A 19,801-nucleotide genomic window follows, 5' to 3' on the forward strand; every position below is an offset into this window, starting at 1 on the left:
GGTCAAAGCCTTTGGCAGCGGCGTACGCCCTGGTGACGAGCAGCATGGCTGTTCTCCGCAACGCGCGGTCAGGGGCAATGCGTCCGGCAATTGAGATAGGAATTTTTTCTTGACCTGGTGAAGGCAGCTGTGCTACATTTCTATCCATGGTGCTGATTTGCGCCAACGACCCGCCGCCATGGCGGGTTTTTTCATGTCCGGCGGCAAGCCGCGAAATACCCGGTCCGGCGGGGCTTGCTTGCCAGAACGACCCGCCCCGCTTGCCCTATCCCGCTTGCCTTGACGCGCCGCAGCCGCTATCGCCTGCCACTTGCATGAACTTGGCCCAGGACTGACCATGACTCGCCCGATCATCGTGTTCGACCTCGACGGTACGCTGGTCGATACAGCGCCGGACCTGCTCGACAGCCTGAACCACAGCCTTGCCGCCAGCCACATCGCGGCGGTCGATGAGGCCGGCTTCAGGCGCTTTGTCGGTCACGGCGGCCGCGTGATGATCGAGCGGGCCCATGCAGCCCAGCAGCGGTCGCTCGATGTCGAGGAGCACGACCGGCTGCTTAAACTCTTCCTCGACCACTACACCCTCAACATCCCCGGCAAATCGCGCCCCTATCCCGGCGTCGTCGAGGCGATCGCCCGCTTCGAGAACGCCGGCTATCTCCTGGCCATCTGCACCAACAAATACGAAGCCAACTCGCTGGCGCTGATCGAGGCGCTAGGCCTGACTAAGCATTTCGCGGCAATCGCCGGACAGGACACGTTCGCGTTCCGCAAGCCCGACCCGCGCCATCTGATCGAGACCATCAAGCTGGCCGGCGGCGATCCGCATCGCGCGCTGATGGTCGGCGATTCGCAGACCGACATCGACACTGCCAAGGCCGCCGGCATTCCTGTTGTGGCGGTCGATTTCGGTTACACCGACCGCCATGTGCGCGAATTCGAACCCTCGGCGGTGATCTCGCATTTCGACGCCCTGACGCTCGATCTGGCGCAAAGGCTGATCGCCGCCTCGGGGAACTGACCGGAAAGCAGCCGGCGTCACGTCGGAGGCGGGTCCACAGGACAACAATCCGATCCTTGCCGGAACGCCTGACACCGCCTTGACTTCCCGCACCCGCCTCCCTTATATCGCGGCTCGCTTGGCCTTCGGGCAACGAGCGGGCGATTAGCTCAGCGGGAGAGCACACCCTTCACACGGGTGGGGTCGCAGGTTCAATCCCTGCATCGCCCACCAAAACTTCTCAAAGAAACCAAGGCGTTACAGAAAAATAAACGCAAGGCAACGCCCCGCTCTCTGGTCCGGGTCGTCACCCGGTCGTCACCGGCTGGATGCCGAAGGCCGGCCGGCGGGCCTGTAGGCAACCGTACCCGTCGGTAAATCCCATCTCTTCCGCCAGCCCTCCCCTCCAATTGCCCCGCTTGACGCTGGATTGCCTTAGACGCAACTTGACCACCACAGTTGGCATCAGGGGGGGAACCATGGCGAGCCAAGCCTCGGACAAATCTAGATCGCACAGGGCGTCGTTTTCGACGCCACTGGCGTTGCGACAAATGTCCCTGACGCGAGCTATCCTTCTCGCTGCCAGCGTCTCGTCCTTAGCTACAGTGGCGTCAGGTGCTGAGTTGCAGAGAAGCTGCATAGAACCGCCTGCGACAGTCATCGAGATCACCGGCGTTAACACCAAACAGGCACGCGCCACGGCAAAATTCACGGAGCCGGATATCATCAAGGCATGCCATGAAGGCTATGTGAACCAAGGCGGCTTCGCCTCGCCCGAAGAGTGCATCCGCCAGACGAAAGCGGACCTTCTCGGCGATGCAATTCGTGCGGAAGCAAATTGCAGTAAGGGCATCATCAAGTTGGGGCAAATGTCCTTCAAAATGCCCGTTGAAAATAACTGCGCCTCCGGCGGCATTTTTGCCGCGCCAGCTTTCAGAATGCTCTGCCCCTTGAAGAAGAACGCTCCGACGCCCAGACCGAACATCGTCACGAGCGTGTTCAGCACAGGCAGTACGAACGCATTGCTTCCGGCAATGGGTGTGGTTGCGGCGACGATCGCGACAATCACCGCGCTCACACCGCAAAACAACGTCAGCACCAGGCAGGCGCGAATGAGTGGCGAATTTTGGTTCATCTGGCTTCCTCTTTCTGGTCGGGGAAGCCTGGTACTCAGCCAGGAACTTTCCCCGACCGGTTGCACGGTCGTTCGAAGTTCCTGACATTCCCCTGCTGATTAGATCGGTCGCTACCGATGGAGTCGCGAACGTCAGAACTATGAGTTAGTCGTTTTCATTAGTCGCCGCGGCGCCCCAACAGGGGGAAGTGGCATCGCGGAGCGGGCAGAACCCGAAGCGCGAATCTAGTGATGGTCCTTCGAAGAAGCAAGGGCAGAAATTTATGCGGTTGCAGCTTAATGACGGCCAGCTAGCAACTACAGCTCGCCCCTTCCCTACCAAAATTCTTCTGGGCGAAATTCAAGGCGCTGCTGTAGCTCGTGTAGCTCTGGAACTGACAGACGTTGGAGCCGTTCCGCACCTTCATCTGTTCGAGATCCCACAACGAAACCTCGATGCGGTCGTCGGCGCAATAGACCGTGTAGCGTTCAGGTTCCAGCGCCCTGGCTTTCTGCACGGGCACGGGGCTTCATCGAGCGCTCGTCTCATCTGCCATTTGCCCGACAGGTCGCTGACTGCTTCGTACGTTAGCCACTGATGCGTAGTCGCAGTAATGGAAGGTGGCGAGATAGCCGGGGAGTCCGCGCATGAACTCCTGTTGATGGGTCCAAGCTCTGCACTGCGCCGGTCGAGCCGCGATCAGCGCATCATCGAGTGCAGGATGGCCTGCATGTGCTCGTCCAAGTCGAGTTCACCCCGAGCCTCAGCGGTCAACAGGTACTCGGCCTTAGCCCGGCGGTCGCCTCGGCTGATCGCAGGATAGGAGCAGATTGCCAGCAATGCTTCCTGTTCAATCCGGTCTGCCCTGTAGCGTTCGTGGCTGCTACTGCCCGCTTGATGAACAACCCTGTGAAGCCCGACATAGGTGGCTTCATGGGCTCCGATCAGCGCCCGCAAACTTAGTAAGATGTTGGCCAAAATCGTCGATCTAAGCCTCTTTGTTTCGCCGCTATGTCGCCACCAATTCGACGATTGTTTTCGACACCGGCGTCGGGAACTGAGCAGCTGATTTCGCCTCTTTCGCGGCGGTATTCCGTCCCGAAGGCCGAAATGCTGCGCTCGTTGCCAGGCCCCAACCCCTATGATCGATTCCTTGATTGCCAGCCGTTTGCTTCTGCGCGCCAGGAGTGAGGCTCCGCAAGGCTTAGGTAGCGCCTCAACGTCCGCCCATCTCTGTGCTACATTGCAATTTCAACACGCTCAGGAAGTGTGTGCCGAACACGGGCTGGAGCCGGAAGTACCGCCGCGCTTTCGTTACTGGATTGAGCCGCGAGGAGGATCAAGCATGTCTGACCGCGCCGACGTAGGCCCTCTGCAACTAGGCGAACGAGCGCCCAATTTCGTACTCGACGCAATTACTCGCGAGGGCAAGATAGCTATCGACGATTTCCGCGGCGAGAAGGCAGTGCTGGTTGGGCTGTATCGAGGTCTGCATTGTCCGTTTTGCAGGCGTCATATCGCGACGGTTTCCCTGCTCACACCAGCCCTTAACGCAAAGGGCATCGAAAGCCTCACGGTGGTGAACACACCCATCGAGCGGGCGCGCCTTTATCTCCGGTACCATCCGATGGTTGGTTTGCTTGCTGCATCCGATCCGGAGCGCGTTTCACACCGCGCCTTTGGATTGCCCAATATGCAAATAGTAACTGAGGGCGAGAGCGCATTGCCGCACAAGGTCTCGATGAGCGATGTGAAGGCGATGCGGCTCAACGTGCCGGGCGAAATGCCTGAGCCGATGGATCCGTTTGCCACGCTCGAATATCTGAACAAAAAAGACAATTACGAAATCACTGAAGCGGACCAGCAAATGATGGCGACCGGCGTGGGCCAGCTCACCGGCCAGTTCCTGCTCGACCGCAACGGCGTCGTTCGCTGGACGTTCTCCGAGGTTTTCGATGGCGGCTTGGGCGCCCACCCGAACTCTGAGGCGATGATGTCGGTCGCGTCGCATATTGGTCAGTAGCGGCGCGGTTGCGGACATCGGCTGCACGGATAGCAGGTGTTATGCAAACCGTTAGTTCGAGCCGGGTCGCCCCGCTTGGGGCAGTCGCTTCGACGACGGGCTGAGTGCGGTGGGAATTCCAGTATGCGCGACCAACCACGCGCCAGCGCGGAAAGACAATTGCGTCGAGCCCGCGATCAGCGCTTCATCGAGTGCAGGATGGCCTGCATGTGCTCTTCCAGGTCGAGTTCACCCCGAGCCTCAGCGGTCAACAGGTACTCGGCCTTAGCCCGTCGGTCGCCTCGGCTGATCGCAGGATAGGAGCAGATGGCCAGCAATGCTTCCTGTTCAATCCGGTCTGCCCACTGGCGTTCGTGGCTGCTACTGCCCGCTCGATGTACAACCCTGTAAAGCCCGGCATAGGTGGCTTCATGGGCTCCGATCAGCGCCCGCAATTCGGGCGAGGCGCCTTCCCCTTCAGCAAGCGTCGGTTCAACGACCGAGGCGACGGCGGCGAACGCGAGAAGTGTACGGCGGGTGACTTCGGGCATGCCTCATATCCCTGCTGTCTGATCATGCGGGCACACCATAGCACCCGCGCAACGGTTCGGTGAGATGCTCTGGGACGCGACCACACTGTCTGCTGACAAAATGTTTTCGCTCCCGCAGCTCGCCCTCCTAGGGCTTTCCGGTTGAGGGCCCTGAAAACCGAAAGCGCAGCGCGTTGGGCCCCACAAGCCACCCCTCACCCCGCCTGCCGATTAACCCGGGGGCGACAACATCGCCCGCCGGGTGCCTTAGTGCTGTCAACCGCATCCGAGCGGCCAAGTGTGGCCTTAAGTCGCAACAACTGGCTTCCGAAAGCAGGGCCTCAGGCTTCATTGATGCTGCGACCAACACCATATGGTGATCCACAGCCCTCCAAAACGAGAGAAGCTCGCCCCGACGCTGTCGCACTGCGGCCGTCAGCCGGCAATGGCTATCAACTAGGAACCTGAAAATCATGCCTGAAAATATCAGACCAACTTCGAGAGACGTCCCCCTCATCCAGCTAGGCGTCTATCAGTGCCGCTTCCCAGTGAGCGAAGACGCGTCAGTACCCGGGGGTTACCGTTTTTGTGCTGGGCCAACTTCGCCGGATCGCGTCTATTGCGATCACCACCACAGCATCGTGACCGCCGTCGACCCTCGTCGAACCCGTTCAGGTCTCCAACCCGCCCAACGACGCGCCGCGTAAGTTAAGCGGGCGGCCTCCCCGACCGCAAGCGCGACAAGGGGAGAGATTCAGCAGAATTTCAGAAATCTTCCGGTACGCGGCCGTTCCTAGGCTGCATTGTTCTGAAGAACGAACCGGATGAGGTCGAACATGTCGCTGAATGAGAACACGCGCCAAGCCGCCCGGCAGGAACTCCTGGAATTTGCGTCCAGCGTCATGGTTGGGTCGCCTTGTGCGCCCATGCCTGGAACAATGTTCGAAATGCTGGAGATCATCGCCGTGGAGAGGCGGATGACTTCCAGCCAAGGTGAAGGCAGGTCAAATTCCTCTGATCCCTTGACGTCCGAGCCGATTGAGACCCCAATCAGGCTGCGTTTGGTCGAGCTGGTCAGATCGGCATTCAATGTCGCAAGAAAACGGTGGGCCCATACTGGCACTTGGCAGTTGCGAGCTTGATCTTGCCCGCGGGCTGCTTGTCTGCGATGGAAAACCTGTTGCTCTGCGCTGCAAGGCGTTTGATCTGCTAACTTACCTCAGCAGGAATGTCGGGCGTGTCGCGACCAAGTCTGAACTGATGTCAGCGGTATGGCCCGATGTGTTCGTGACCGAGGACTCACTGACGCAGGCGGTCAGGGAGTTGCGAAAGGCGCTGCAGGACGAAAGCCAAACCATTATCCGCACGGTTGCCAAACGCGGCTACCTCCTCTCTCTTCCCGATACGCCAAGACAAGAGCGCTCTGGACAGCCGAGCGTTGCGGTACTGCGCTTCAGCAATGAAGGTGCGCCGGACGACGCCCCTTTGGTCGACGGTTTCGCCGAGGACATTGTCAACGCGTTGGCTCGCTTCGGGACGGTCGTTGTGCTGGCGCGCAATTCCGGATTTGCATTTGTCTCCGATTCCGCTTCGGATTGGCGTGCCGTCGGCGACAGCCTCGGCGCGACCTATCTGGTCCGCGGCAGGGCGACGACCCGCGCAGACGGCATGCGGGTCACCGTCAGTCTCATGACCGCTTCGACGGGTGAAGTTCTCTGGAGCGATACCTTTTCTGCTTCTGGCGGCCAGATCTTCGACATGCAGGAAGAAATCGCCAGCCGTGTGGTGAACCGGCTGGTCGCTCGGCTTGACGACGCGGGTGTCAAGCAGGCAACCCCGAAGCCTCCCGATAGCCTGGCCGCATATGAGCTTCTCCTGCGTGGACTGGCCCGGCTGCGCGGCTATGGCGCTGACGACAATCAGGCCGCGCGCGATCTCTTTCAGGGTGCGGTCGACAAGGACCCGACCTATGCTTTGGCGCATTCCTACACCGCGCTCGCCGATCTCATTATCGGTGGCTATGCCGAGGCATCCCCGGCGTTGCTTGCTTCATTGATCGACCGCGCGGAGTGTGCGGTGACCCTGGCGCCGGAAGAGCCACGCTGCCATCGCGTGCTTGCCCAGGCTTTGCTCTCTGCCCGTCGGTTCGAATCGGCCGAACATCACCTTCAACGCGCGTTCGACCTCAACCCATATGACGCCGATACGATTGCGCAAATGGGGTACTTGCTGACGATGAGAGGCAGGCCGCTTGAAGCACTCGCGGCGATTGACCGTGCGATACGGATCAACCCGATCCATCCTGATTGGTACCACTATGATCGCGCCATCGCCCAATACTCGGCTGGAGATTACAAGGCCGCGCTTGTCAGCATGTCCAAGGTCCCCCCGAGGACCCCCTGGCGACTGACAAGGCTGGCGGGGTGTCACGCTCAACTCGGCGAACTGAAGGAAGCTCAGCGCATTATGGCAGAGGTCAAGCGGATAGCGCCTGATTACTCGCCGCTTGAGTTTGCGCAAACCGGAATCGCCTTCGAACATGCGAGTGATGTCGAACACCTCATTGCCGGCGTCGCCAAGGCACTCGCAGCGTATGAGGACCAAGGCTAGGGCCGCCACTCGGGCCGACGTGGACGCCAACAAGAAATCCATCGATGCCGTGGCAACTGCTGGGCTACCCAAGCGCGCCTGGTTTCCTCAACATCGCAATCCAGTGCAATAGAGCTAGCAACTGCAGTCCGCCCCTTCCCCGCCAGAATTCTTCTGGGCGAAATTCAGGGCGCTGCTGTAGCTCGTGTAGCTCTGGAACTGACAGACGTCGGAGCCGTTCCGCACCTTCATCTGGTCGAGATCCCAGAACGAAACCGAGATGCGGTCGTCGGCGCAATAGACCGTGTAGCGTTCAGGTTCCAGCGCTTTGGCTTTCTGCATGGGCATGCATACGGCCGGGATGGAAAGCACCGACAGTGCAAGCAAGACGACATGACGCGCGCGCATAGTGACCCCCAATGAACCGCCAACATAATATGGCCATGAATACTGAAGCGGCGCATCGTGGTTTTTTGGCGCATGGGTTTTTCTTCCGAAAGCTGCAATCGGTGAACTCAATCGCCACGCACTTCAGCTGCGGAACAAACCGGCATGGCAGCGAGTTTCTGTCCGACGAGAACTTGAGGGAAAGCCATGTCTAGATTTCTGCTGGCGACGAGCGTCGCCGTTCTTCTCGCCGGCGGGCCGGCCTTTGCCGCGGATGAGCCCCTGTTGCCGCCGCCCAACGCCAAGAAACTGTCGGAGATCCTCGCCAAGGTCGAGAAGCGCGACGGCTTTCGCTATGTGAAGGAAGTCGACTGGGACAGCGGCGCCTACGTCGTCACCTACTACACGTCTGACAAGGCCAAGGTCGAAATCACCTACGATCCCGTGACCGCCGAGCCAAAATAGGGTTCGTCGGCAAGTGTCCGTATCTGACGCGGCGCACTGGATCCCCAATTGTCGAAGTCGGCGCCGCCCCTCATCGCCCTGCCGGGCACTTCTCCCCGTATAGTGACGGGGAGAAGGGGGATGGCCGCAACGCCGGCTCCTTTTTGCAACGTCGACAATTGGCGAAACCATCGATGACAGCGCCCTCTCCGCGTCACTATACGGGGAGAGGATGCCGGCAGGCTGGTGAGGGGCAGCGCCAGCGTCCGGAAAAGGGTGACGGAGACGAATTCGAAACCTGAAGCGATTGCCCTAGCCTCGCCCAAAATTGTCCATTCTTGAGGTATGACATGCATGCCAGGGCGTGGGCTGCGCCTTGGGCAATCGTGGCTTGGGGGCAATCATGCGATCTTCCGTTCGAACCCGTCTTCTGGCCGTGCTGGCCTTCATTCTGGCCGGCGGCATCCTTGGGGCCGCTCCGGCGCGGGCCGATGGGCCATCCTTCGACTGCGCCAAGGCAAGCCGGCCGGCAGAAAAGGCGATCTGCGCCGATCCGCAGCTGTCGGCCATCGACCTGCTGGTCGCCAAGGCGTTCAAGGATTTCGAGCCGGCGTTCGGCGGCGACAAGCGCAGGATCGCCCGAGGGCTGATTGCCGACCGCAATGCCTGCAAGAGCGACACCGCCTGCATCGCCAGCGCACTGAACAACGCGCTGCAAACCTATGGCGCCGCGCCGCCATGGGTGCAGGACTACAACATCGCACTGGTCGGCAAGAAGGCGCTGGAAGCCGCGGCGCGAAACCCGAAAGAGACTGATCAGCCGCTGCCCTCGGCAATCGGCCAATGCGCCTCCACCCATATCAAGACGCTGACCACGCGGCTTGGCGACGATCCGCTGGAAACGGCCAACCCGGATGGCGGCAGTGCCGCGACATTCACCAATGACGGCGGCGCCGTCTCCTATGATCGCGACCCTGGCCTGGCCGCCTCGAAGGTCGGCGACGCGGCAGTCATGTGTCTGATCTCCATTCCCAGGGATTGCCCCAAGGGCGATGAGCGCGGCCGTGTCTACTACGGCATCGATCTCGCCATCAAGGCATCATGGGCGCTTCCGGACTCCGAGCATATGTGCGGCGGCGCGTGAACTGCCGCTTCGTGTTCCGCGTAGCGCTGCCCCTCACCTGCCTGCCGGCATCCTCTCCTTGTCACGATACGGGGAGAAGTGCCCGGCAGGGCGATGAGGGGCGGCGCCGACTTCGGCAATTGGTGGTCTCCGCCACAAGTCGAGCTTGTCATTGGTCTGAAGCGACTACCCTGCACCGTCCTGCCACTCCCCTTGCGTCAGTCTCGCTTTGATGGCTGACTGCGGCCCACAGGCGCCGCATGGGGGATGGGCATGGCGACGGCGAAGCACGTGCTGAAGCGCATACTGATGATGTTGGCCGGCTACCTCGTATCGGTGCTGGTCGGCTTGATCGCTGTCGTGGCGATCTACGCCGCGCTCAGTTCCCTACCCAACGCGCCCGCCTATTTCGACGTCATGGGCGTCTCGCCGATCGCGGTCCTTGTGGTTCCGCCGCTCGGCATGTTCGTCTATTTCCTGACCATTGTCGTGACCGCACTGCAGACGCTCATCTTCGCGCTGATTGCCGAACTCTTCTCACTGCGCAATTTCCTGCTGCACATGCTTTTCGGCGCCGCGGCGGCCGCCGGCGGTTTCTTCCTGATCTGGCCAAGTTCAGCGGAGGACATGGACCCCGAGCGCTGGGCCGACATCGGCATCATCGCCGCGGCCGGCCTTGTCGCCGGTTTGGTGTACTGGCTGATCGCCGGACGCGACGCGGGTTTCAGGCGCCCGCTGTTCGAGCGTTGATTCGTGTTGTCCAAAAGTGCGCAGCGGGTTTGGGACAGCGACACGCATAAAAACAAAGACTTAAGCCGTGTCGGCTAAAACTGTTTCAGCCGACGCGCTTTAGAAGTCGAAAAAGGCCGTTGCTCAACTCGACGGCGAGCGCACCGCCTCGGTGGCATCCAATGCCTGCTTCAGCCGCGTATCGCGATCGTAGACGTCGCCGAAATATTCGACCTTGCCGGACATATCAGGCCAGGCGGTGAAATAGGCGACATAGACCGGGATCTTGCGCGTCACATCCTCGGTCGAATGTCCGTGCTTCAGCTTCTCGGCGATATCGTCGACCGAGGTGCCGAGCACGGCGGCCGCCATGCCGCGCGGATCCTGCAGCCGCACGCAGCCATGGCTGAGCGCGCGCATATCCTGCTTGAAGAACGATTTCTGCGGCGTGTCGTGCATGTAGATCGCGTGCTTGTTGGGGAACAGGATCTTCAGCTCGCCCAGTGCATTGGCTTCGCTCGGCTGCTGGCGCACGCTGTAGGGAATGTTGGCGCCATAGGCGCCCCAGTCAACCGCCGACGAAGGGATGCGCTTGCCGCGCGAATCGGTGACCTCGTAGCCGGCCCGATCGAGATAGCCGGGATCGCTGCGCAGCCTGGGCAGCATCTCGTTGACGATGATCGACTGCGGCACGCCCCAATAGGGATGGAAGTCGACCTGCTTGATCTGGTTGTAGAAGAAGGCGGTCTGGTTGGTGGTCCGGCCGATGACGGCACGCGTCTTCAGCTTTTCCTCGCCATTGTCGATATAGCTCGCGGTGAAGGCCGGCTGGTTGATGAAGACACGCGGGCTGCCGAGATCGGAAGGCAGCCAGCGCAGTTCCTCCAGCGCCACCTCAACCTTCAGCAACCTGTCGGCCTTGGACGTTCCGGCCAGCGTCGCGACGGTGCGCGGTCCGATGACGCCGTCGCCCTTCATGCCGGCTTTCTTCTGCACGGCTTCGATCACCGGAACCAGTTCCGGGACATAGACTTCGCTGGTGGCCAGCCTGGAAAGGATCTCGCCATAGGCGCCACCCATCTCGTCATCGAGATTGCGGGCGATCAGGGTTAGCAGCTTCGGCAGTTCGGGACTGGTTTCGCCCGGCTTCAGCAGCAGCTTGGGGTCGACGACGATCTCGTTCTCGGCGCTGGCCTGCAGGGACTCCAGTTCGACGCGCAGCGCCTGGTATTCCGCATTCTGCGGATGCCGCGATTCGAGATAGGTGCGCACCTCCTGGGTATGCGCCAGCGTTTTCAGCACGCCTTGCAAGTCGAGCGGCTTGGCCGGGAAATCATAGTAGCCGGTCATGCGGTTGGGCTCGACGCGGCCGTTCTGGGCATCATGAGCATAGCGCAGCACGCGGGCCGACAGCGCCATCTCGAAGCGGACGAGCTCTTTCAGCTGTGCATTGGCGTCGGCCGGCGAGGCGTTGGCGGCAGGCACGTTGACCGTGTAGTCGGCCGGTTCAAGGCCGTAGCTCGCTGCCTCGCCCAGCACCCGCACCCCATCCTGCGCGCGGCTATTGAGGCCCGTGCCCGTCACCCAGATGAAATCCGGATTGGCCGAGTAGTAGGCGATCAGCGCCTTGGCGATATCGGGCTCGGCATAGAGTTCGTAGTCGCTCAAGCCGGCAATCGCGTCGTGGAAGGCAGCCCCCGTGGCTGAGGGCACGAATGCGGCATCCTGCGGGGCCGACGGCATTGGCGCCGCGGTCAGCGCCGAAAAGTCGATGCGCACCAGCCGATCGGCCTTGTAGGTGTAGTAGGACGGGCTGCTGATTTTTACGCCGCCGCCACCACCCGGCACTTTCGGCTTGTGCTTGGGCGGCGCGGGTGGAAACTCACCTTGCGGCTCGTGCCTGACGCCACCTCCGAAAAGCATGTCGAAGAGCCCTTGCGCGCCTGCCTGAGGCACACCGAAGGCCAGCGTTGCCGAGATCGCCACCAGCGGCATCACGGTTGCTTTGTTTCGGAGGAATTTCATGAATCACCCGCCCGGCTGTAACCGGTTCCCGTTCCGCACCGTTAAGACGATCTCGCTCACCGCATGGCGGATGTAAGGCGCGACTATACTGATTCATACTGATTTCGTTAAGCTTCCATAAATTTTGGAACGCTTGTTGCAGAACGGTTTCACAACATCGTGACGGCCGGAGCGAAGTGTCTCCGCTCCGGCCGGGGGAGATCCTGCGGGGATCAGGCGTTGGCGCCACCGTCGATGGTCAGCGCCGCGCCGGTGACGAATCGGCCTTCCGGTCCCGCGAGCCAGGCGACCATACCGGCAATGTCCTCGGCTTTGCCAAAGCGCGGCGTTGCCATTTTCTGGCGCTGGTGTTCGGCATGCGGGCCATCAGCCGGATTCATGTCGGTGTCGGTCGAACCGGGGTGAACGACATTGGCGGTGATGCCGCGCGGGCCGAGGTCGCGCGCCAGCGCCTTGGTCAGGCCGACAAGTGCCGCCTTGCTGGCCGAATAAGCGCCAAGACTTGTGTCGGTCACCCGCTCGGCAAGATTGCTGCCGATCGAGATGATCCTGCCGCCCTCGCCCATATGCACTGCCGCCGCCTTCGAGGCGACGAACGGCGCCCTGAGATTGACCGACATGGTCTCGTCGAAATCGGCGAGCGACAGGGTGTCGATGGGTGCGGCACGCCAGATGCCGGCGCTGTTGACCAGGATGTCGAGTCGGCCGAATACGGCCACGGCGTCATCGACGGCCTTGTCTATGGCCACCGCATCGCGGTTGTCGGCCTTGATGGCGATGGCGCGACCACCCTTGGCCTCTATCTCGGCAACGACCGAGCGGGCCTGCTCCTCTCCATGCACATAGGTCAGCGCGACGCTGGCGCCCTCGGCGGCAAGCCGTCGCGCAATCGCCGCACCGATGACGCGACTGCCGCCAGTGACGAGCGCGGCCTTGCCGTTCAAGCTGTTGGGCGACATTTGTTTCTCCTTTTTGTAATGATCGATACATAAATAACTGTCAGTCTTGCCCGGCCGCGTCAACTGAATTATGTATCGATCAACACAGAAAAGGGCGTCATGTCGGAACGAGGCCGCCCCCGCACCTTCGATCGAACCGCAGCCCTGCACCGCGCGATGGAGGTTTTTTGGGCTCGCGGTTACGAAGGCGCATCGATGAGCGAGCTGACCGCCGCCATGGGCATCAACTCGCCCAGCCTCTACGCCGCCTTCGGCAGCAAGGAGGCGCTGTTCCTCGAGGCGACCGATTTCTATTCGCGCACCGAGGGGGCCGATATCTGGCTGGCGCTTGAGGAAGCGCCGACCGCGCGTCAGGCGATCGAACAATTTCTATGCCTCACGGCGAAAGCCTACGCGCAGACCGATCGCCCGCAGGGCTGCCTGATAACGCTCGGCGCTTTGCACCAGGACTCCAGCCGCGGCGCCATCTGCGACGATCTGCGCCGTCGTCGCGCCGAGAATCATGCCGCCCTGCGCACGCGTCTCGAACGCGGCCTTGCCGAAGGCGAACTGCCGGTCGGATTCGACTGCAGCGCTGCCGCCACCTTCTACGCCACTGTCCAGCACGGCATGTCGATCCAGGCCCGCGACGGCGCCTCGCATTCAGCGCTTCTGGCAACCGTGGCCGGCGCGATGGCGGCGTGGCAGACGATGGCCGGCACGGACAGAGCGTGACAAACGCCGGCCATTGTGCTGCAAATCCAGACAGCCAGCCGGTCGGGAGGACAAGCCTGTGAAAAAAGGGTATCGCGAACTGCTGGATGAGGCGAATGCCGAGATCGAGGTGGTGTCGCCGGAGGAAGCGGCCGGGCTGCTTGACGATGAAGACACCATCTTCGTCGACCTGCGCGATCCGCGCGAGGTCGAACGCGACGGCAGGATCCCCGGCGCCAAGCATGTCACTCGCGGCATGCTGGAATTCTGGATCGACCCCGAAAGCCCCTATCACAAGCCGTTCTTCGCTTCGGGAAAGAGCTTTGTCTTCTTCTGCGCCGGCGGCTGGCGCTCGGCGTTGGCCACCAAGACGGCGCAGGACATGGGGCTGTCACCGGTCAAGCACATCCTTGGCGGCTACACCGCCTGGAAGGCGGCCGGACTGCCGGTCGAGCCCGGCGGGAAGAAGAAATAGCCTCGATGGCCGTTCAGTGCAGCAGCGACGGCTCGGGATGCTCGCCGACGAAACCGACCGCGCGTCCGACCACGCCCTTGTCCGCAAGAATGCGACGGTGGCCAAGTCCGTCGGCCCAGTAGAGCCGCACATGGCCGCCGGCGCCGGCATAGCGTGTGGCATGATCGGCCGGAACTTCACGGTCGTCCGGTGCGTGGATGACCAGGGTCGGCACCGGCGCGTGAGCGAGCTGGCGGTCGCCGGTGAATTCGTGCAGCGGCCGGCCGGAAAGATGTTCGACACGGTCCGCCATGGCGGCCTGTGAGCGCGGGCCGACATTGAGCATGCGGCTGAAGTCGGCAAAGATCGCCGGCAGGGAACTGGGCGCTGCGATCAGCACCAGGCGTCCCGCCACCAGCGGCGGGATGTTCTTGACCGAGCCGGCGAGGGCATTGGCGGCGACGGCGCCACCAAAGGAATGGCCGACAACAGCCACGAAAGGGCCGAACCATTCGCCGGCGACCCGCACCGCATCCACGGCATTGACCATGTTCAGCCGTCGGCCCTGCGACTGGCCGTGGCCAGGCAGGTCAAGCGAAACCACCCTGTAGCCGGCCGCGCGATAGCCTTCGATCAGCGCACGCATATATTCGGTGCGCGAACGCCAGCCATGCACGACAAGCACGGTGCCGGCCGCCGCCCTGCCCGGCTCCGGCCGGAATTCGTGCACCATGACGCAGCCGGTCGCGGTCTTCAGCCGGTGATGGCGCGCCTCTCTCATGAACCCGGCCGCACGGTCCACGGCGCGGCGCTCGCCATCGCTGAGCGCCTTCACATTCGGCGTGCGGCAGAACAGTTCGAAAGCCGCGCGTCCGGTCAGGCGCGGCGCAATACGCTCAGCCGCACCAAACACCCGCCGGATGACCTTCAGCCCGATTGATGCCATAGTGAGAATCCATCCATACGTTCAAGCATGAACATAATAGTTCAAAGATGAACAATAAACAAGAGTTACCTTGGGACAACCCGCGTTTTCGCAACTGGGTCGCGGTGGCGCGCGCCTGCCATGTGCTTGAACGCACGCTGGCGACGAAACTGGCGCCGCTCGACCTGAAACCGGCGCAGCTCGACGTGCTGATGAACCTCTATCGCCACCCCGGCATGTCGCAGCACGACCTTGCCCGCAAGCTGCTCGTCGGCCGCTCCAACATCACAATGCTCTTGCCGCAGCTGGAGGCGCGTGGCCTGCTGCGCCGCGAAGGCGACGAGAAGGACAAGCGGATCCTGCGGCTTGCACTGACCGAAGCCGGCGAGGCGCTGCTGATGCAGGCGCTGAAAGTGCACATGGCGCTGATCGAGAAGGCGATGAGCCAGTCGACGCCGGAACAATGCGACATGATCGGCGAGCAGATGCGCAAGATTTACGATGTGCTGAAAGACGCCTAGCCCTTTCAGCCCCGAAACCTACCACATCGTCTTCTTCGCCCGCTCCGGCCATTCCTTGTCGTAGGTCTCGCCGTCGATGTTCCTGCGGCTGGTGATTTCCAGGATCTGTCCGGGCGTCGGCAGCGACTTCGGGTCGACATGCCTCGCCGGGTTCCACAGCTCGGAGCGGACGATGGCGCGGGCGCATTGGAAGTAGACCGTATCGATATCGACGACGGTGACCGAGCGCGCCGCCTTGCCGTCCACCGTGAACGATGCGCACAGCGCTGTATCCGTCGTGATATGGGCCCTGCCGTTGATGCGAAGCGTCGTGCCGGAGCCCGGCACGAGAAACAAAAGACCGACGCGCGGGTCGCGAATGATGTTTTTCAGCGAATCGGCGCGGTTGTTGCCGCGACGGTCCGGCATCATCAGCGTTTTCGGATCAACGATGCGCACGAAACCGGCGAGATCGCCGCGCGGCGAACAGTCCAGGCCCTCTGGTCCGCTGGTTGCCAGCGCGACGAACGGCGAGGCCTCGATGAAGGCTGCGTATTCCGGAATGACGTGATCGAGTTCCTTGACCAACGAAGCCTCGCCTGGAACGCCATAGAGCGCCTCGAGCTGCTCGACCGTGGTGATGACCGACATCTTCCTCGTCTCCAAACCTTTGCCGGCGCTACCCCACATCGATGACGTTTTGACGACAGCGACGGCCTAGCGGTCCCGGCTCAAGCCCTTTTCCGCAAGCTCGGCGAGATAGGCATTCCAGCGCTCGTCCTTTTCGTGGCCGAGCGTGTGCAGGTAATTCCAGGTGAAGATGCCGGTGTCGTGAAAATCATCGAAGGTGATGCGCACCGCATAATTGCCGACCGGCTCGATCTTCAGGATCGCCACATTGCGCTTGCCGGGGACCGTCACCCGCTGGTCCGGCGAATGGCCCTGCACTTCGGCCGATGGCGAAGCGACACGCAACAGCTCCGCCGGCAGTTCGAACGGCCGATGATCGGGAAAGGTGACGGACAGCAGTTTGCGGTCCTTCGAGACCCGGAGTTCCCTGGGTGCGGTCATGGTGTTCGTTCCCTTGGCAATCCACCCTTCCCTACGCTGCTTCGCCGGAAGGGAAAAGGCCGTTTGAGGTGAGCCGACATGCGATGTCGGCCAGGGAATGTTACCAAAGATCGAGAAGCGGTATCTTGAATGGCAGGCCGGATCGTATCACATAGCGGTATATAACGATGCCGCTCACGGCCACGGGAATTGTTTGAAGCATGGACATGATCGATCCTTTTGGGCGCACCATCAGCTATCTCAGGGTGTCGGTCACCGACCGCTGCGACTTCCGCTGCACCTATTGCATGGCCGAGGACATGGCCTTCCTGCCGAAGAAGGACCTGCTGTCGCTGGAAGAACTCGACCGGCTGTGCACGGTGTTCATCGAAAAAGGCGTCAGGAAATTGCGCCTCACCGGCGGCGAGCCGCTGGTTCGCAAGAACATCATGCACCTCGTGCGCCAGCTGTCGCGGCATCTCAAAAGCGGCGCGCTGGAAGAATTGACGCTGACCACCAACGGCTCGCAGCTGTCGCGCTTCGCCGCCGAGCTCGCCGATTGCGGCGTCAAGCGCATCAACGTCTCGCTCGACACGCTCGATGCCGACAAGTTCCACAAGATCACCCGCTGGGGCCATCTCGACAAGGTCATGCAAGGCATCGATGCAGCACTTGCGGCCGGGCTGAAGGTCAAGCTCAACGCGGTGGCGCTGCGCGATTTCAACGACGCCGAACTGCCCGACATGATGCGCTGGGCGCATGGCCGCGGCATGGACCTGACGGTCATCGAAACCATGCCGATGGGCGAGATCGACGGCGACCGCACCGACCAGTACCTGCCGCTGTCGCTGCTGCGCGCGTCGCTGGAACGCCAGTTCACGCTGACCGACATTCCCTTCAAGACCGGCGGCCCGGCCCGCTACGTGCATGTCGCCGAGACCGGCGGACGGCTCGGCTTCATCACGCCGATGACGCATAATTTCTGCGAGAGCTGCAACCGCGTCCGGCTGACCTGCACCGGCACGCTCTACATGTGCCTTGGCCAGGAGGACGCCGCCGACCTGCGCGCGCCCTTGCGCGCGTCCGAAGGCAACGAGCTGGTCGCGGAGGCCATCGACGAGGCGATCGGCCGCAAGCCGAAAGGCCATGATTTCATCATCGACCGCCGCACCAGCCGCCCCTCCGTTTCGCGGCACATGAGCGTCACCGGCGGCTGATCTTTTCGCGAAATTCATGCAGGATCGCCTCCGGGGGTCATTGGCTTCGAGGTGGGATATGCTGAGTCGTTCGTCATTTCTGGCGGCTGTCGCAACAATTGCGGCGACCAACGCCGTCGCCGCGCCATTCACTTACACAAATGAGCGCTTCGGCACCGTCTGCACCTTTCCCGACGACATCTTCACCGACCGCCAGCCCGAGCCGGAAAATGGCGACGGCCAGGAATGGCTGAGTGCCGACGGCGCCAGCCTGATCTGCTCGGGGATCCTCAACATCGACGACGACACGCCGAAGGGTTTCGTGGCGGCGGAGAAGGCCAGTAGTCAACCCGGCTACAAGGTCACCTACAGCAGGGCCGGCAAGGACTGGGCCGTGCTGTCGGGCTTGAAGAATGGAAAGATCTTCTACGAGCGACGCCTGTTCGGCCGGGATGGCGTCATCCGCACGGTCTGGGTCGATTACCCGCCCGCCCTGAAGTCGAAATACGATCCGCTGGTCGGCGCCATCGCCAGCAGCCTCAAAGGACCATGAGCATTTTCGGCCACACCGCCGACAAATCCCTGTTCACAAATGTTCGCCTGATTTACCGACGGAGTTTTCCCGCCTAGCCTCCGTCTCGTAGCGGTCTTTCGCTCTGGGGGAATACACCATGCGCAAACTTCTTCTTTCGTTCGCATTGCTTGGCCTCACGGTCTTGCCCGCTACGGCCCAGTCGATCGGCGGCACCTATACGGTCGCCGGCACCAATTTCGACGGCTCGGCCTATGGTGGCGAAGCCACCATCACGCTGACCAGCGGGACGACCTGCGCGATCCATTGGGAGACGGGGGGCTCGTCCTCCGACGGTATCTGCATGCGCAACGACGACGCCTTCTCGGCCGGCTATGTAATGGGCAAGGACATCGGCCTTGTCGTCTACAAGGTCGAGGATGACGGGTCGCTGCACGGCCTGTGGACGATCGCCGGCAAGGAAGGCAACGGCACCGAAATTCTGACGCCGAAGAAATAAGGTCCGCCGCCATGGCAGGCGATATTCTGGGCACCGGACAATCCTGTGGCCCAGCCCTTTGCTGTTGCTGTTTCATGCCCGACTGCTACAGGCTTTAAGCAAAGCGGAGCCGGTAGTCATCTTGCCCCTTTCCCCAAACCTTCGCGGCGCGTTGTTCATGGTAGTGGCGATGGCCGGCTTCACCCTCAACGACGCCATCACCAAATACTCGTCGCAATCGATGAACATGGCGCAAGTCATGCTGATCAGGGGAGCATTTGCCACCCTGTTCGTCGGCTCGCTTGCCTGGCAGCGCGGTGCCCTCGTCCGGCTACGCTCGATGCTCGACCCTATGGTGGCCCTGCGCGTCCTCGGCGAAGCCGGCGGCACGGTGACGTTCCTGATCGCGCTCGCCCATTTGCCGATCGCCAGTGTCTCGGCCGTCCTCCAGGCGCTGCCGCTGGCGGTGACGATGGGCGCAGCGCTTGTCTTCAATGAGGGCGTCGGTTGGCGGCGCTGGCTGGCCATCGCCATCGGATTTGCCGGGGTGCTGGTCGTCGTACGGCCAGGTTTTGAGGGGTTCAGCGTCTACTCGCTGGTGGCGCTGGCCTGCGTTGCCTCTTGTGCAGTGCGCGATCTCGCCACCAAGCGGATTCCCCAGGCCATTCCGACGCTGCTGGTGTCGACCGCCACCGCGCTCGCCATGACAATCCTGGGAGCCGCGTTGCTTTCGCCGATGGGGGGCTGGACGCCGATGACGGGAAACAGCACAGCCTTGTTGGCGCTGGCCGCGGTGCTGGTGCTCATCGGCTACCAGTTCATCATCATGGCGATGCGGGCGGGCGACATCTCCTTCATCGCGCCGTTCCGCTACACGGCCCTGATCTGGTCGATCCTGCTTGGCCTGTTCGTCTTCGCCGACATTCCCGATCTTCCGATGATCGTCGGTGCCTCGATCATCATCGGCTCCGGCCTCTATGCGCTTTACCGCGAGCGAGTGGTCGGCCGGCGAAAGATCGTCGCCGAAAGCACCGGACCAAGCATGGTCCCGGATGGAATCTAGTCGGCTC

24 protein-coding genes, 1 tRNA gene and 1 pseudogene are annotated in these 19,801 nt (G+C 62.0%); 16 read left to right on the forward strand and 10 right to left on the reverse strand.

Features of this window, described 5'->3' with window-relative positions; genetic code table 11:
• The first annotated feature begins 337 nt into the window (after nucleotides 1–337).
• From AC1DZU_RS22900 to AC1DZU_RS22910, 3 genes are all read left to right on the forward strand, one after another.
• Nucleotides 338–1,021 (forward strand): phosphoglycolate phosphatase, encoded by a 684-nt coding sequence (locus AC1DZU_RS22900; protein ID WP_477288598.1) that lies wholly within the window; start codon nucleotides 338–340, stop codon nucleotides 1,019–1,021.
• A 138-nt stretch (nucleotides 1,022–1,159) separates the two neighbouring features.
• Nucleotides 1,160–1,234: transfer RNA gene (locus tag AC1DZU_RS22905), tRNA-Val, on the forward strand.
• A 245-nt stretch (nucleotides 1,235–1,479) separates the two neighbouring features.
• Nucleotides 1,480–2,220, forward strand: a complete 741-nt coding sequence (locus tag AC1DZU_RS22910) for a hypothetical protein (protein WP_477288600.1) — start codon at nucleotides 1,480–1,482, stop codon at nucleotides 2,218–2,220.
• 205 nt (nucleotides 2,221–2,425) lie between these two features.
• Here AC1DZU_RS22910 and AC1DZU_RS22915 read toward each other — a convergent pair whose 3' ends face one another.
• A complete protein-coding gene (locus AC1DZU_RS22915) occupies nucleotides 2,426–2,638 on the reverse strand; it encodes a hypothetical protein (RefSeq protein WP_477288602.1) in 213 nt (70 codons plus the stop codon).
• A 176-nt stretch (nucleotides 2,639–2,814) separates the two neighbouring features.
• On the reverse strand, nucleotides 2,815–3,093 hold the full coding sequence (locus AC1DZU_RS22920; protein ID WP_477288604.1) for a hypothetical protein: 279 nt from the start codon (nucleotides 3,091–3,093) through the stop codon (nucleotides 2,815–2,817).
• A 367-nt stretch (nucleotides 3,094–3,460) separates the two neighbouring features.
• On the opposite strand from AC1DZU_RS22920, the gene AC1DZU_RS22925 reads away from it, so the two are divergent.
• Entirely contained in the window at nucleotides 3,461–4,138 is a 678-nt protein-coding gene (locus AC1DZU_RS22925) for a peroxiredoxin-like family protein (RefSeq protein ID WP_477288606.1), read from the forward strand.
• Between the two features lie 176 nt (nucleotides 4,139–4,314).
• Here AC1DZU_RS22925 and AC1DZU_RS22930 read toward each other — a convergent pair whose 3' ends face one another.
• Nucleotides 4,315–4,668 carry a hypothetical protein gene (locus tag AC1DZU_RS22930; protein ID WP_477288608.1) on the reverse strand — a complete coding sequence of 118 codons (354 nt, stop codon included), beginning with the start codon at nucleotides 4,666–4,668 and terminating at the stop codon, nucleotides 4,315–4,317.
• A 386-nt stretch (nucleotides 4,669–5,054) separates the two neighbouring features.
• Between AC1DZU_RS22930 and AC1DZU_RS22935 the strand changes: the two are divergent.
• Nucleotides 5,055–5,354, forward strand: a pseudogene (locus AC1DZU_RS22935) (GcrA family cell cycle regulator); the annotation flags it as partial.
• An 86-nt stretch (nucleotides 5,355–5,440) separates the two neighbouring features.
• On the opposite strand, the gene AC1DZU_RS22940 reads toward AC1DZU_RS22935, so the two are convergent.
• Nucleotides 5,441–5,737 carry a hypothetical protein gene (locus AC1DZU_RS22940; RefSeq protein WP_477288610.1) on the reverse strand — a complete coding sequence of 99 codons (297 nt, stop codon included), beginning with the start codon at nucleotides 5,735–5,737 and terminating at the stop codon, nucleotides 5,441–5,443.
• Between AC1DZU_RS22940 and AC1DZU_RS22945 the strand changes: the two genes are divergently transcribed.
• A complete protein-coding gene (locus AC1DZU_RS22945) occupies nucleotides 5,737–7,257 on the forward strand; it encodes a winged helix-turn-helix domain-containing tetratricopeptide repeat protein (RefSeq protein ID WP_477288612.1) in 1,521 nt (506 codons plus the stop codon). The genes AC1DZU_RS22940 and AC1DZU_RS22945 overlap by 1 nt on opposite strands.
• A gap of 114 nt (nucleotides 7,258–7,371) precedes the next feature.
• Here the strand turns inward: AC1DZU_RS22945 and AC1DZU_RS22950 are convergent, their stop codons facing one another.
• Entirely contained in the window at nucleotides 7,372–7,578 is a 207-nt protein-coding gene (locus AC1DZU_RS22950; protein WP_477288614.1) for a hypothetical protein, read from the reverse strand.
• 252 nt (nucleotides 7,579–7,830) lie between these two features.
• On the opposite strand from AC1DZU_RS22950, the gene AC1DZU_RS22955 reads away from it, so the two are divergent.
• The 3 genes from AC1DZU_RS22955 (at nucleotide 7,831) to AC1DZU_RS22965 (ending at nucleotide 9,940) form a co-directional block, all read left to right on the forward strand.
• On the forward strand, nucleotides 7,831–8,088 hold the full coding sequence (locus AC1DZU_RS22955) for a PepSY domain-containing protein (protein ID WP_457154209.1): 258 nt from the start codon (nucleotides 7,831–7,833) through the stop codon (nucleotides 8,086–8,088).
• Nucleotides 8,089–8,470: 382 nt separating this feature from the next.
• Nucleotides 8,471–9,211, forward strand: coding sequence for a lysozyme inhibitor LprI family protein (locus tag AC1DZU_RS22960; RefSeq protein WP_477288616.1), 741 nt, complete (start codon nucleotides 8,471–8,473; stop codon nucleotides 9,209–9,211).
• Between the two features lie 246 nt (nucleotides 9,212–9,457).
• On the forward strand, nucleotides 9,458–9,940 hold the full coding sequence (locus AC1DZU_RS22965; protein WP_477288618.1) for a hypothetical protein: 483 nt from the start codon (nucleotides 9,458–9,460) through the stop codon (nucleotides 9,938–9,940).
• A gap of 123 nt (nucleotides 9,941–10,063) precedes the next feature.
• Here AC1DZU_RS22965 and AC1DZU_RS22970 read toward each other — a convergent pair whose 3' ends face one another.
• Both AC1DZU_RS22970 and AC1DZU_RS22975 read right to left on the reverse strand, forming a co-directional pair.
• Nucleotides 10,064–11,944, reverse strand: coding sequence for a L,D-transpeptidase family protein (locus AC1DZU_RS22970; protein WP_477288620.1), 1,881 nt, complete (start codon nucleotides 11,942–11,944; stop codon nucleotides 10,064–10,066).
• Between the two features lie 212 nt (nucleotides 11,945–12,156).
• Nucleotides 12,157–12,903, reverse strand: a complete 747-nt coding sequence (locus AC1DZU_RS22975; protein ID WP_477288622.1) for a 3-oxoacyl-ACP reductase family protein — start codon at nucleotides 12,901–12,903, stop codon at nucleotides 12,157–12,159.
• Nucleotides 12,904–13,002: 99 nt separating this feature from the next.
• Between AC1DZU_RS22975 and AC1DZU_RS22980 the strand changes: the two genes are divergently transcribed.
• Both AC1DZU_RS22980 and AC1DZU_RS22985 read left to right on the forward strand, forming a co-directional pair.
• Complete coding sequence (locus AC1DZU_RS22980) at nucleotides 13,003–13,617, forward strand: TetR/AcrR family transcriptional regulator (RefSeq protein WP_477288624.1); 615 nt, start codon at nucleotides 13,003–13,005, stop codon at nucleotides 13,615–13,617.
• Between the two features lie 58 nt (nucleotides 13,618–13,675).
• Nucleotides 13,676–14,071: a rhodanese-like domain-containing protein gene (locus AC1DZU_RS22985; RefSeq protein ID WP_184874214.1), complete on the forward strand. Its 396-nt coding sequence runs from the start codon at nucleotides 13,676–13,678 to the stop codon at nucleotides 14,069–14,071.
• Nucleotides 14,072–14,084: 13 nt separating this feature from the next.
• Here AC1DZU_RS22985 and AC1DZU_RS22990 read toward each other — a convergent pair whose 3' ends face one another.
• Complete coding sequence (locus AC1DZU_RS22990) at nucleotides 14,085–14,996, reverse strand: alpha/beta hydrolase (RefSeq protein WP_477288626.1); 912 nt, start codon at nucleotides 14,994–14,996, stop codon at nucleotides 14,085–14,087.
• 47 nt (nucleotides 14,997–15,043) lie between these two features.
• On the opposite strand from AC1DZU_RS22990, the gene AC1DZU_RS22995 reads away from it, so the two are divergent.
• Nucleotides 15,044–15,496, forward strand: coding sequence for a MarR family winged helix-turn-helix transcriptional regulator (locus tag AC1DZU_RS22995; protein ID WP_378916515.1), 453 nt, complete (start codon nucleotides 15,044–15,046; stop codon nucleotides 15,494–15,496).
• An 18-nt stretch (nucleotides 15,497–15,514) separates the two neighbouring features.
• Here the strand turns inward: AC1DZU_RS22995 and AC1DZU_RS23000 are convergent, their stop codons facing one another.
• Nucleotides 15,515–16,126 carry a pyridoxamine 5'-phosphate oxidase family protein gene (locus tag AC1DZU_RS23000; RefSeq protein ID WP_095091539.1) on the reverse strand — a complete coding sequence of 204 codons (612 nt, stop codon included), beginning with the start codon at nucleotides 16,124–16,126 and terminating at the stop codon, nucleotides 15,515–15,517.
• 66 nt (nucleotides 16,127–16,192) lie between these two features.
• The gene (locus tag AC1DZU_RS23005; RefSeq protein ID WP_095091538.1) at nucleotides 16,193–16,546 is read right to left on the reverse strand and encodes a gamma-butyrobetaine hydroxylase family protein; all 354 of its coding nucleotides are present in this window, start codon (nucleotides 16,544–16,546) and stop codon (nucleotides 16,193–16,195) included.
• A gap of 200 nt (nucleotides 16,547–16,746) precedes the next feature.
• Between AC1DZU_RS23005 and moaA the strand changes: the two genes are divergently transcribed.
• The 4 genes from moaA to AC1DZU_RS23025 all read left to right on the forward strand — a co-directional run bounded on the left by moaA (nucleotide 16,747) and on the right by AC1DZU_RS23025 (nucleotide 19,794).
• Nucleotides 16,747–17,742 (forward strand): GTP 3',8-cyclase MoaA, encoded by a 996-nt coding sequence (gene moaA / locus AC1DZU_RS23010; RefSeq protein WP_477288629.1) that lies wholly within the window; start codon nucleotides 16,747–16,749, stop codon nucleotides 17,740–17,742.
• A gap of 58 nt (nucleotides 17,743–17,800) precedes the next feature.
• Complete coding sequence (locus AC1DZU_RS23015; RefSeq protein ID WP_477288631.1) at nucleotides 17,801–18,274, forward strand: hypothetical protein; 474 nt, start codon at nucleotides 17,801–17,803, stop codon at nucleotides 18,272–18,274.
• A 118-nt stretch (nucleotides 18,275–18,392) separates the two neighbouring features.
• Entirely contained in the window at nucleotides 18,393–18,752 is a 360-nt protein-coding gene (locus AC1DZU_RS23020) for a hypothetical protein (RefSeq protein ID WP_477288633.1), read from the forward strand.
• Nucleotides 18,753–18,873: 121 nt separating this feature from the next.
• Nucleotides 18,874–19,794: a DMT family transporter gene (locus AC1DZU_RS23025; RefSeq protein WP_477288635.1), complete on the forward strand. Its 921-nt coding sequence runs from the start codon at nucleotides 18,874–18,876 to the stop codon at nucleotides 19,792–19,794.
• Nucleotides 19,795–19,801 lie beyond the last annotated feature (7 nt).

This window comes from Mesorhizobium sp. P2_A12 (genome assembly GCF_056405075.1).

Bases quoted from the DNA above. Each gene is read 5' to 3' on its own strand.
- AC1DZU_RS22900 (WP_477288598.1), top strand. From the start codon at position 338: ATGACTCGCCCGATCATCGTGTTCGACCTCGACGGTACGCTGGTCGAT.
- AC1DZU_RS22910 (WP_477288600.1), top strand. From the start codon at position 1,480: ATGGCGAGCCAAGCCTCGGACAAATCTAGATCGCACAGGGCGTCGTTT.
- AC1DZU_RS22925 (WP_477288606.1), top strand. From the start codon at position 3,461: ATGTCTGACCGCGCCGACGTAGGCCCTCTGCAACTAGGCGAACGAGCG.
- AC1DZU_RS22930 (WP_477288608.1), bottom strand. From the start codon at position 4,668: ATGCCCGAAGTCACCCGCCGTACACTTCTCGCGTTCGCCGCCGTCGCC.
- AC1DZU_RS22945 (WP_477288612.1), top strand. From the start codon at position 5,737: ATGTCGCAAGAAAACGGTGGGCCCATACTGGCACTTGGCAGTTGCGAG.
- AC1DZU_RS22950 (WP_477288614.1), bottom strand. From the start codon at position 7,578: ATGCAGAAAGCCAAAGCGCTGGAACCTGAACGCTACACGGTCTATTGC.
- AC1DZU_RS22955 (WP_457154209.1), top strand. From the start codon at position 7,831: ATGTCTAGATTTCTGCTGGCGACGAGCGTCGCCGTTCTTCTCGCCGGC.
- AC1DZU_RS22960 (WP_477288616.1), top strand. From the start codon at position 8,471: ATGCGATCTTCCGTTCGAACCCGTCTTCTGGCCGTGCTGGCCTTCATT.
- AC1DZU_RS22965 (WP_477288618.1), top strand. From the start codon at position 9,458: ATGGGCATGGCGACGGCGAAGCACGTGCTGAAGCGCATACTGATGATG.
- AC1DZU_RS22970 (WP_477288620.1), bottom strand. From the start codon at position 11,944: ATGAAATTCCTCCGAAACAAAGCAACCGTGATGCCGCTGGTGGCGATC.
- AC1DZU_RS22975 (WP_477288622.1), bottom strand. From the start codon at position 12,903: ATGTCGCCCAACAGCTTGAACGGCAAGGCCGCGCTCGTCACTGGCGGC.
- AC1DZU_RS22980 (WP_477288624.1), top strand. From the start codon at position 13,003: ATGTCGGAACGAGGCCGCCCCCGCACCTTCGATCGAACCGCAGCCCTG.
- AC1DZU_RS22990 (WP_477288626.1), bottom strand. From the start codon at position 14,996: ATGGCATCAATCGGGCTGAAGGTCATCCGGCGGGTGTTTGGTGCGGCT.
- AC1DZU_RS22995 (WP_378916515.1), top strand. From the start codon at position 15,044: ATGAACAATAAACAAGAGTTACCTTGGGACAACCCGCGTTTTCGCAAC.
- AC1DZU_RS23000 (WP_095091539.1), bottom strand. From the start codon at position 16,126: ATGTCGGTCATCACCACGGTCGAGCAGCTCGAGGCGCTCTATGGCGTT.
- AC1DZU_RS23005 (WP_095091538.1), bottom strand. From the start codon at position 16,546: ATGACCGCACCCAGGGAACTCCGGGTCTCGAAGGACCGCAAACTGCTG.
- moaA (WP_477288629.1), top strand. From the start codon at position 16,747: ATGGACATGATCGATCCTTTTGGGCGCACCATCAGCTATCTCAGGGTG.
- AC1DZU_RS23015 (WP_477288631.1), top strand. From the start codon at position 17,801: ATGCTGAGTCGTTCGTCATTTCTGGCGGCTGTCGCAACAATTGCGGCG.
- AC1DZU_RS23020 (WP_477288633.1), top strand. From the start codon at position 18,393: ATGCGCAAACTTCTTCTTTCGTTCGCATTGCTTGGCCTCACGGTCTTG.